Genomic DNA, 11,452 nt, shown 5'->3' on the forward strand with positions numbered 1-11,452 from the left:
CGGTGCCCGCCGTCCTCGCGGGCGACCACGCAGGCCGCGCCGACGCCGGCGCAGTCCAGCAGCGCGGCCTCGACCTCGCCGGGCTCGATGCGGAACCCGCGGATCTTGACCTGGTCGTCGGCGCGGCCGAGGTATTCGACGGTGCCGGCGGCGGTCCAGCGGGCGAGGTCGCCGGTGCGGTACATGCGGGTGCCCGCTGCGCCGTGGGGGTCGGCGAGGAACCGGGCCGCGGTGAGGCCGGGGCGGTCGAGGTAGCCGCGCGCGACCTGCGGGCCGGCCAGGTACAGCTCGCCGGGCACGCCCACCGGGACCGGCCGTAGCTCCTCGTCGAGCACGTAGGCGCGGGTGTTCCACAGCGGGCGGCCGATGACCGGGCGTTCACCGGTGACCGGGGTGGACAGCGCGTCGACGGTGACCTCGGTGGGGCCGTAGAAGTTGTGGACCCTGGTGTCGGGCCGCGCGGCCAGCTCCCGCCACAGCGGCTCGTCGAGCGCCTCGCCGCCGAGCATCAGCACGGCGGGCCGGTGACGCGGGTCGGACAGGAGCCCGGCGGGCAGCAGCCGGCGCAGGTAGGACGGGGTCAGGTCGAGGAAGTCGATCCGGTGGGCGACGACGTAGTCGACGAACGCCTCGGCGTCCAGGCGCACCTCGTCGGTGAGCAGGTGCAGCTCGTGGCCGGCGGCCATGAGGACCGGACCCTCCCACGAGGTGTCGAAGGAGAACATGGCGGACAGCGCGACCCGCAGGGGCCGGCCGCCGGGCGCGGCGGTGAACTCGGCGCGGTGGTTGTGCAGCAGGTTCACCAGGCCGCGGTGGGTGACGACCACGCCCTTGGGGCGGCCGGTGGAGCCGGAGGTGTAGATGACGTAGGCGGCGTGGTCGGGTCGCGGGCCCGGCCCGGGCGGGGTGTCGGGCAGCCCGTCGGTCTGCGGTGGGTGATCGACGACGAGGACGGCGCCGGAGTCCTCGACGAGCTGGGCGCGGCGGGCGGGCGGCAGTGTGGGGTCGATGGCGAGGTGGATGGCGCCGGCCTTGAACACGGCCAGCTGCGCGACGATCGCGTCGGCGGTGCGTGGCAGGGCGACGGCGACGACCCGTTCGGGGCCCGCGCCGTCGGCGACGAGCCGGTGCGCCAGCTGGTTGGCGCGCCGGTCCAGCTCGGCGAAGGTCAACCGTTCCGCACCGCACACCAGCGCGGTGCGGTCGGGGGTGCGGCGGGCCTGCGCCTCGAACACGGCCGGGAAGGTGGTGTCGGGGACGTCGTGGGCGGCGCCGTTCCAGGTGTGCAGCAGGGTGTGGCGTTCGGCGGCGGACAGCCACGCCAGCTCGGCGAGCGGGGCGCGCGGGGTGGCGGTGACGGCGTCGAGCAGCGCCAGCAGGTGCCCGGCCAGCCGCTGGACCGTGGCCGCGTCGAACAGGTCGGTGCTGTACTCGACGAGGCAGTCGATGCGGTCGGTGTGCTCGGTGAAGTCGATGCTGAGGTCGAAGTTCGCGGCGTCGCGGCGCAGCGTGACGTCCTCGACGGTGAGATCGGGCAGCGGCGGCAGGCCCCCGCGTTCGTTCTGCAGGGTCACCATCACGTCGAACAGCGGGTTGCGGCTGGGGTCGCGGGGCGCGGCGGCGACCTCGACGAGCCGGTCGAACGGCACCTCGTCGTGGCCGAACGCCTCGAGCGTGCTCGCCCGCACCCGCGCCAGCAGCTCGGTGAACGACTCCGCCATGTCCACGGCGGTGCGCAGGACGACGGTGTTGACGAAGAACCCGACGACCTGGTGCAGCTCGGGGCGGCTGCGGCCCGAGGTCACGGTGCCCAACGACACGTCCCGCTGGCCGCTGTAGCGGGCCAGCAGGACCGCGCAGGCCGCTGTCAGGGTGGTGAACAGCGTCGTGTCGTTGGCGGCGGCGACTTCGGTGAGCCGCGTGGCCAGCGCCGTGGGCACCGTGAACTCGTGCGCCGCGCCCCTGGTGGATCGCATCGCGGGGCGCGGCCGGTCGGTGGGCAGGTCCAGCGGGGCGGCGCCGTCCAGCGTGCGGCGCCAGTAGTCGGTGTGGTCGGCCATCGCCGCCCCGGTGAGCCGATCCTGCTGCCACACCGCGTAGTCGGCGTACTGCAGCGTGGGCGCGGCGGGCGCCTGCCCTCCGTACTCGGCGGCCAGCTCGGTGAGCAGGACCCGCAGCGACCAGCCGTCGACGACGATGTGGTGGGCGGTGAGCAGCAGCACGTGGTCGGCCGGGCCGAGGCGGACCAGCAGTGCGCGGAACAGCGGACCGGTGCGCAGGTCGAACGGCCGCGCGAACTCCCTGTCCAGCAACGCGTCCAGCTCACCGACCGCACTGTCCACAACAGACAGTTCGGTGGTGGTGGTCGGGTGCACGATCTGCACCGGCCGCCCGTCCGCCTTGTCGAACGTGGTCCGCAGGGACTCGTGCCGGCGCACCAGCCCCGCGACCGCCGCCCGCAGCGCCGGCACCCGCAGCTGCCCGGTCAGCCGCAGCGCGACGCCGCTGTTGTAGTCGGTGCCGCCGGGGGTGAACTCGCTGGCGAACCACAGCCGTTGCTGCGCCGAGGACAGCGGCAGCGGGCGGCCGCGGTCCGCGCGGGTGACGGCGGCCTCCCGCGGGGGTGGCGTGCTGCCCGCGAGGCGCCGGGCCAACTGGGCTCGCAGGTGCTCGGGCAGTGCGTCGATGCGGCTTTGCCGGGACGAGGTCATCGGGGGTTCTTTCCTCCACTCACGAAGGTGAGTTCAGCGAGTTCGGCTGGTTCAGTCGGCGCTTCGGGCCAGGGCTTCGACCTGGTCGAGCACGCGTTCCTCGACGAGGTCGGCGAGCGCGCGGACCGTGCGGCCGGCGAGCACGTCGCGGGGTGTGAGGTCGAGCGAGAACGCGGCGTTGACGCGGGCGGCGACCCGCAGGCTCAGCAGCGAGTCACCGCCGAGCATGAAGAAGCTGTCGCCGACGCCGACACGCGGCAGGTCGAGCACCTCGGCCCAGATGTCCGCGATGACCTGCTCGGTGGCCGTGCCGGGCGCGACGTAGGCGGCGACGGGCGCTGCGTAGGCGGGATCGGGCAGCGCGCGCCGGTCCAGCTTGCCGCTGGCGGTGAGCGGCAGCTCGGCGAGCGGCACGATCACCGACGGCACCATGTGCTCGGGCAGCGTCGCCGCCGCCGCGGACCGCAGCCCGGTCAGGTCGGCGGTGGCCGGGGTGACGTAGGCGACGAGCTTGCCGTCGCGGGCGATCACGGCGGCGTCGGTGACATCCGGCTGCTCGGCCAGCACGGCGCGGACCTCGCCGGGCTCGATGCGGAACCCGCGGATCTTCACCTGGTCGTCGACCCGGCCGAGGTACTCGACCGCGCCGTCGGCGGTCCACCGCGCCAGGTCGCCGGTGCGGTACATCCGGGCGCCGGGCGGCCCGAACGGGTCGGGCACGAACCGCTGCGCGGTCAGACCCGGCCGCCCGAGGTAGCCGCGCACCACCTGCACCCCGGCGAGGTACAGCTCGCCGGGCGCGCCGGGCGGCAGCGGGGTCAGGTCGGCGTCGAGGACATAGGTGCGGGTGTTCCACACCGGACGTCCGATGGGGACGGTCAGCTCACCCTGCGCGCACCGCCAGTGGGTGACCTCGATCGACGCCTCGGTCGGGCCGTAGAGGTTGTGCAGCTCGGCGGGCAACGCCTCCTGGCACTCGGCGGCCAGACCGGCCGGCAGCGCCTCACCGCTGCACAGCACCCGCCGCACACTGCCGCAGCGGCCCAGGTCGGCGTGCGCCAGGAACGCGCCGAGCATCGACGGCACGAAGTGGACGGTGGTGACCCGCTCGGCGGCGATCAGCTCGGCCAGGTACAGCGGGTCGCGGTGGCCGCCCGGCCGCGCGACCACCAGCGTGGCGCCGGTGACCAGCGGCCAGAAGAACTCCCACACCGACACGTCGAAGCTCGCCGGGGTCTTCTGCAGCACCCGGTCCTCGGCGGTCAACCCGAACCGGTGCTGTCCCCACAGGAGCCGGTTCACCACACCCCGGTGCGGCACCACGACCCCCTTGGGTTTGCCGGTGGACCCGGACGTGTAGATCACGTACGCGGCGTCGGCGGGGGTGACCGTCACCGCGGGTTCGCGGTCGGCCGTGTCGGCCGTGTCGTCGTCGGCCGCCAGCACGCCGGCGGGGTCGTCGATCACCACAACCGCGGCCGCGTCGGCCACCAGGAACTCGACGCGTTCGGCCGGCAGGTCGGGGTCGATCGGGAGGTAGGCCGCACCGGCCTTCATGGCGGCGACCAGCGCGACCACCAGCTCCAGCGACCGGGGCAGCGCGACCGCCACGACCGCGCCGCGCCCGGCGCCGGCGGCGACCAGCCGGTTGGCGAGGCGGTTGGCGTGGGCGTGCAGCCGCGCGTAGGTGAGCGTGCGGCCCTCGAACACCACGGCCGCGGCGTCGGGGGTGCGGGCCGCCTGCTCCTCCAGCAGCGCCACCAGCGTCGTGTCCCGCACGGGCACGGCGGTGTCGTTCCACTCCCCCAGCACGCGGGTCCGCTCGGCCGCGGTGAGCGCCGGCACGTCCGAGACCGGGCGGTCCGGATCGGCGGGCAGCTCCCGCAGCAGGTGGGTCAGGTGCTCGGCGAGCGTGCGGACGGTGCCGGCGTCGAACAGCGCGGGCTCGTAACCCACCAGCAGCGACAGCCGCTCCCGCGGGTAGACGGTCACGTTCAGCGGGAACGTCGTGCTCTCCACCGCGGCCAGCTCCCGCAGCCGCAACCCGCTCGCCTCGGCGATCGGGTAGTTCTCGAAGATCACCGCGCTGTCGAACAGGTCCACCCCGCCCGGCACCGGGCTCCAGGCCTGGATACTGGGCAGCGGCGAGTGCTCGTAGCGGCGCGCCTCGACCTGCGAGTCCTGCAGCGCACGCAGCCACCCCGCCACCGGCGCCGCGCCGTCGACGGTCGCGACCGCCGGCACGGTGTTGACGAACATGCCGATCATGGCGTCGACACCCGGCAGGTCGGTGGGCCGGCCCGCGACGGTGGCGCCGAAGCACACCGTGCGCTGCCCGCTGTAGCGGGCCAGCAGCAGCGCCCACGCGCCCTGCACCACCGTGCCGGGGGTGAGCCGGTTGGCCCGCGCGAACGCGTACAGCGCCGCGGTGTCCTCCTCGGACAGCCCGACCTCCAGCTGCGCGGAGGTGCTGACCTCCGACACGGTGGACCGGGGCCGGTCGAACGGCAGCGGGGTGGGTGCCTCGATGTCGGCGAGCACGCCCCGCCAGTACCGTTCCGCCGCCGTCTCGTCCTGGCGGGCCAGGTGGTGCAGGTAGCCGGCGAACGACGGCCGCTCCGGCAGGGCCTGGCCCGCGTAGGCCGCGGCGACGTCGGCGAGCACGTGGAACGCGCTCCACCCGTCCAGCAGCACGTGGTGGAACGTCCACAGCACCTGGACCTCGGTGTCCGACAGCCGCGCGATCGTCACCCGCATCAGCGGCGCCCGCCCCAGGTCCAGGCCCTCGGCCCGGTCCCGCGCCAGCAGCTCGACGAGCCGGGCGGCACGGTCCTCACCGGTCCAGTCCAACAGCCGCACCGGCAGCCCCACCCGGTCGCGCACCACCTGCACCGGCTCGGGCACGTCCGCCCACGCCACCGCGGCCCGCAGCGCCGGGGTGCGGTCCACGACCCGCCGCCACGCGCGGGCCAGCCGCGGCGGGTCGCTCACCCCTTCGACGACGAACGAGGTCTGCTGGAAGTAGGCGCCGCGCCCGTCCTGGGACAGGCTGTGGAACACCATCGCCGCCTGCATCGGGGTGAGCGGCAGGATGTCGGCCACCTCCGCGGTGGCCAGCCGGTCCACCGTCGCCTGGTCGAGCCGGGCGAGGGGGAAGTCGGCCGGGCGGCGGCCGGTGGCGGCCAGCCGCGCCCGCTGCGCGCCGACGCGCCGCAGCGCGTCCACCATGGCCGCGGCAAGGTGCGCGATCGTCGCCTTGTCATGCCGGTTCGCGCTGTAGTGCCAGGTCAGCACCAGCCGGTCCTGCTGGACGCGGCCCACCACGTCGATCAGGTGCGCGCGCGGCGCGTCCGGGTGGGCGTGCAGCTCCAGCTCGCCGGTGTTCGCGGCGAACTTCCCCAGGTAGTTGAAGCTCACGGCCGCGTTGGTCGAGACGGCGGCGCCACCCAGCCAGCGCAGCGCCCCGTACCCGATGCCGCGGCCGGGCACCGCACGCATCCGCTCCTTGGTCGCGGCCAGCGCGGCGGCCCAGTCCGTGCCCGGCGCGGTCAGCACGACCGGGAACAGCGTGGTGAACCACCCGACCGTCCGGGACAGGTCCACCCCGTCGAACAGCTCCTCACGGCCGTGGCCCTCCAGGTGCACCAGCACCTCGTCGCGGCCGGTCCACGCGGACAGCGCGGCGGCCAGCGCGGTCAGCAGCACGTCGTTGACCTCGGTGCGGAACAGGCGGGGCACGTCCCGCAGCAGCGCGGCGGTCGCCTCCCGGTCCAGCGCGACGGTCACCGACCGCTCGGAGGCGGTGGTGTTGACGCCGTCGCGGTCCTCCGGCACGGCGCCGTCCTCGCGGGCCACGTCGGCCCAGTAGTCGCGCTCGGTCGCGAACCCGCCGGCCCGCACGTGCTCGACGAGCTGGTGGGCCCAGTCGCGGAAGGACGTGGTGCGCGCCGGGAGCGCGACCTCGGTGCCGGCCGCGGCCTGGCGGTGCGCGGTACGCAGGTCCTCGGCCAGGATCCGCCAGGACACGCCGTCCACCACCAGGTGGTGCGCGCGCAGCCGCACACCGCGCTCACCGATGACCCGCGCGTCGAACAGCGGGCCGTGCCCGGCCACCGCGCCCTGCGCACCGGCCGGCGCGTTCTCCTGCCGCCACCTCCCGCCGCCGGAGCCGCTGTCCCGGTCGAACCGCATCCGCAGCGCGTCGTGGTGCTCGGTCAACGCCCGCACCGCCGTAGCCAGCGCGGCGGAGTCGGCCGGCATGCCCAGGTCGATGGTGCAGGACTGGTGGAACCACTCCGGGTGGACCGTGTGGGTGTCCAGGAACCAGCGCTGGATGGGGGTCGGGGGCACGTCACCCTCGACCGGGCCACGGTCGACCTGCCCGCCGCGGACCGGCTGGACGTGCGCGGCCAGCTCGGCGACCGTCTGGTGCGCGAACACGTCACGGGAGGTGAACTCGATCCCCGCGGCCCGCGCCGCGGTCACCACCTGGATCGACAGGATCGAGTCACCGCCGAGGGCGAAGAAGTTGTCCCGCACGCCGACCCGCGCGGCGCCGAGCACCTCGGCGAACACCGCGACGAGGGTGGCCTCCACCGGCGTGCGGGGCGGCACGTACGGCGCCTCCTCCGGCGCCGGCCGCACGGCCACGCCCTCCTCACCGACCCCGGCGAGCGGCACCAGCGTCCCCAACGGACTGTCCGGGCGTTCGGTGACCGCGCGCAGCAGCCCGCCCAGGTCGCTCGCCAGCGACTCCATCCGGTCGGCGTCGAACAGCGCCGCGTCGTACTCGACGGTCAGCACCAGGTCGTCCCCGGCCGGCCAGAACTCGACGGTCACGTCGAAACGGGACGCCGGCCGCGGCAGCTGGTACTCGGTGAGCCGCAGCTCCGCGGCCTCCCGGGTACGCAGGATCGGCTGGTGCAGCGCCACGGCGGCCTGCACCAGCGCGGTGCGGCTCGGATCCCGGCGCGGGGCCAGTGCCTCCACGACCCGGTCGAAGGTGACCCCGTCGTGCTCGAACGCCGCCAGCGCCGTCTCCCGCACGTCGATGAGGAACTCGCTGAACGGCTGGTCCGCCGCGACCCGGGAACGCAGAACGACCGTGTTGACGAAGAAGCCGACCACGCCCTCCAGCTCCGCGCGGGGCCGCCCGGCACGCACCGCGCCCACCGCCACGTCCCGCTGGCCGGCGCGGCTGGCGAGCAGCGCCTGCACGGCGGCGGTCAGCGTCATGAACAGCGTGGCGTCGTGGGCGGCGCCCAGCGTGGTCAGCCGCGCCACCAGCTCGGCGGGCAGGCGGTGGTGGAGCACCGCACCCGCACCGGACCTCAGATGCGGGCGCGGGCGATCGGTGGGCAGGTCCAGCACGGGCAGCCCCGCCAGCTGCCGCCGCCAGTAGGCGACGTCACCGTCGTCACCGTCGTCGGTGTGGGCGGCCTGCCAGGCCGCGAAGTCCGGGTAGTCGACGGCCCGCCGGGGCAGACCCGCCGGCGCCCCGCCCGCCGCCTCCGCATAACAGGCGGCCAGCTCGTCCAGCAGGACGGCCACGGACCAGCCGTCGGTGACGAGATGGTGCTGGGCCAGCAGCAGCACATGGTCATCGGCGTCGAGCCGGACCAGCAACACCCTGGTCAACGGCCCGGTGCGCAGGTCATACGGCCGACCCAGCCCGTCGCCCAGCACCGCCGCCAGGCCGCTCTCGTCGGCCGCCACGATCTCCAGCGGCACCTCGACCTCGGCGTGCACGCACTGGCGCGGCTCGCCGTCGACCACATCGAACGTGGTACGCAGCGCCGCGTGGCGGGCGCTGACGCGGTCCAGCGCGGACCGCAACGCGATCTGGTCGAGCGGGCCACGCATGCGCACCGCCGCCCCGGTGTTGTTGGCCGCCCCACCCCGCGTGACCTCCTCCAGCCACAGCCGGCGCTGCGCCGGCGACAGGGGCAGTGGCCGGTCCCTGGGCACACGCGGGATGGGGTCGGCCGGTCGCGCGCCGGCCGGGACCCGCTCGGCCAGCGCCGCGACGGTGCGGGCGTCGAAGATCGCCCGCCCGGACAGCGGCACACCGAAAGCCGCCAGCCGGGCCTGCGCCCGCGCGGCCAGGATCGAATCGCCGCCCAGCGCGAAGAAGTCGTCGGTGACCCCCACCTCGGCGACACCGAGCACCTCCGCCCACACCTCGGCCAGCAACCGCTCCCGCTCATCACGCGGCGCCACCGAAGCCGCGTCGGCGACACTGCCGTACACCGGCGCCGGCAACGCGTCCCGGTTGAGCTTCCCGTTGGGCGACAACGGAAACCGGTCGAGCACCACGAACGCCGCCGGCACCATGTACGCCGGCAGCCTGCGCGTCACCCTGGCCCGCAACCGAGCCGGCACGGGCCGCTCACCACCAGCCGGCACCACATAGGCGACCAACCGCTTGAGGTCGTTGTCCGCCCTCGGCACCACGACCGCCTGCCCCACCGACGGATCAGCCGCCAGGACCGCCTCGATCTCCCCCGGCTCCACCCGATGCCCGCGGATCTTCACCTGGTGATCGGCGCGGCCCACGAACTCCAGATTCCCGTCCGGCCCGCACCGCGCCACATCACCCGTGCGATACATCCGCTCCCCCGCAGTCCCGTACGGGTTGGGCAGGAACCGCTGCGCCGTCAGCCCCGGCCGGTCCAGGTACCCGCGCGCCAACCCGACACCCGACACGTACAGCTCACCCGGCGCACCCTCGGGCACCGGCCGCAGGTCCTCGTCCAGCAGATGCACCCGGGTCCCCGGAATCGGCCGCCCGATCGGCGGCGCGGCCACCGCCGGCGACAACGGCTCGCTCCAACTGGTCACGACCGTGGACTCCGTCGGCCCGTACGCGTTGATCATCTGCCGCCCCGGAGCCCACTTGCGCACCAACTCCGGCGGGCAGGCGTCCCCGCCCACGATCAACAACCGGAAGTCCGGCAGATCGGCGTCGGCGACGGTGGCCAACGCGACCGGCGGGATCAACGCGTGGGTGATCCGCCGCTCCCGCAGCACCTCGCCCAGGTGCTCGCCCAACAGCGGCCCGGGCGGCGGCACGACCAGCGCCGCGCCACCGGCGAACGCCATGCACAGCTCCAGCACCGAGGCGTCGAAACTCGGCGAGGAGAACTGCAGCACCCGGTCCCCCGGCCGCACGTCGAACCGCTCCACCTCGGCGGTGGCGAACGTGGCCAACCCGGCGTGAGTGACCACCACACCCTTCGGCCGCCCCGTGGAACCGGACGTGTAGATCACGTAGGCGGCCCGCTCGGGCCGCACCACACCGGTGTCCGGCGGCGTGTCCGGCCCGGCACCCGTCGCGGAAGCCACCTCGGCCGGATCGTCCAGGACCAGGCAGGGCCGCGCGTCGGCGAGCATCGCCTCGATCCGCTCCGCCGGGTAGTCCGGGTCGACCGGCACGTACGCGGCACCGGCCTTGAGCACCGCCAGCTGCGCCACCACGATCTCCGCCGAACGCGGCAACAGCAGGGCGACGACCCGCTCCGGGCCCGCCCCACCCGCCACCAACCGGTGCGCGAGACAGTTGGCGCGCCGATCCAGGTCGGCATAGCTGATGGTCACATCGCCGGCGATCACCGCCAGCAGGTCCGGGTCGTGCGCGACCCTGGCCGCGAAGAGGTCGAGGAGCGTGGTGACACCCATGCTGGTGGGGACCTTTCGGAGAGAGGGAGTTGGTGGGGTCAGCCGACGAGGCGTGCGTGCTCGAGCTGCTTGCGGGCGAGCCGGCCGCCGACCTGGATGCCGCTGACCTGCCCGTCCCGGCCCAGGACGAACCGGCCGGCCTGATCGGTCACCCCGGTGTCACAGTCACGCATGGTGAACCGGAGCCCGGAGTGGACGGTCAGATCGGCGAACGGCTCACCGTCCACCGTGAGCCGGAAACCACCCGATCCGTTGTGCCGCACCGTGTACTCCAGGTCACCGTTCGCGTAGTCGCCCACACACTCGCTCGGGGCGCGAACCGGCCGACCGGACACCGCGAGGGGGTCGTAGTCGTCGATCGGGAGCCCGCAACCCGGCAGACGACGCGCCAGCTCCCGCCACAGCACGAACCCGGCACCCGAGTTGGTGGTCAGCGCGACGACCGTGCCCGTGTCCAGGTTCATCCGCAGATGGCAGGACGTGCCGTCACCGTTGCCGTCGTGGCCGACCGTGCGGCCCGCGCCGTAACAGGCCAGACCCAGCCCCCACCCGTCGGCCAACCCGAACGGGTCCGCACCCGGCACCGCAGCGCACATCTGGTCCCGGGACCTGCCGTCCAGGACGCTGTCCAGCAGCCCGCGGCCGAGCGCGACGAGATCGCTCGCGCTCGCGGCCAACGCACCGGTCGCGGCCGCCGCCGTCGCCAACGACTGGACGACCGGCCGACCCCCCGCCGAATGGCCGGTGACCAGGTCCGCGGGCACGCGGGTGCCGGTCACGAACCGGGCCGGAACACCGACCGGGTCGAGCACGAGCGCCCGCACGGCCTCCCACCAGCTCATCCCGGTGATGGCGGTGATCGCGTGCCCGGCCAGCAGGTAACCGACGTTGGAGTAGGAGAACACCCGCCCCGGATCGGCGAGCGGCCGAGCGGTGCGACAGCAGTCGAGGACGTGCCGGCGCTGCGTCACCGCACCCGTCTCCGCGGGATCGCACGGCAGACCACCGGTGTGGCTCAGCACATGCCGCAGGGTCAGCCGGTCACGCAGCGGCAGCGGCAGGTC

2 protein-coding genes and 1 pseudogene are annotated in these 11,452 nt (G+C 74.5%); all 3 read right to left on the reverse strand.

What is annotated here, in order from left to right:
• Positions 1-2,711: non-ribosomal peptide synthetase (locus ACJ73U_RS12350; RefSeq protein ID WP_407777715.1), on the reverse strand; the 2,711-nt coding region annotated here is incomplete at its 3' end.
• Between the two features lie 51 nt (positions 2,712-2,762).
• Positions 2,763-10,376 (reverse strand): annotated as a pseudogene (locus tag ACJ73U_RS12355) (amino acid adenylation domain-containing protein); the annotation flags it as partial.
• Between the two features lie 50 nt (positions 10,377-10,426).
• Positions 10,427-11,452 (reverse strand): serine hydrolase domain-containing protein (locus ACJ73U_RS12360; RefSeq protein ID WP_407777716.1); only part of this gene is annotated, 1,026 nt, incomplete at its 5' end.

The sequence above is a fragment of the Actinophytocola sp. genome (assembly GCF_045807065.1).
In the GTDB taxonomy this organism is placed as follows: domain Bacteria; phylum Actinomycetota; class Actinomycetes; order Mycobacteriales; family Pseudonocardiaceae; genus Actinophytocola.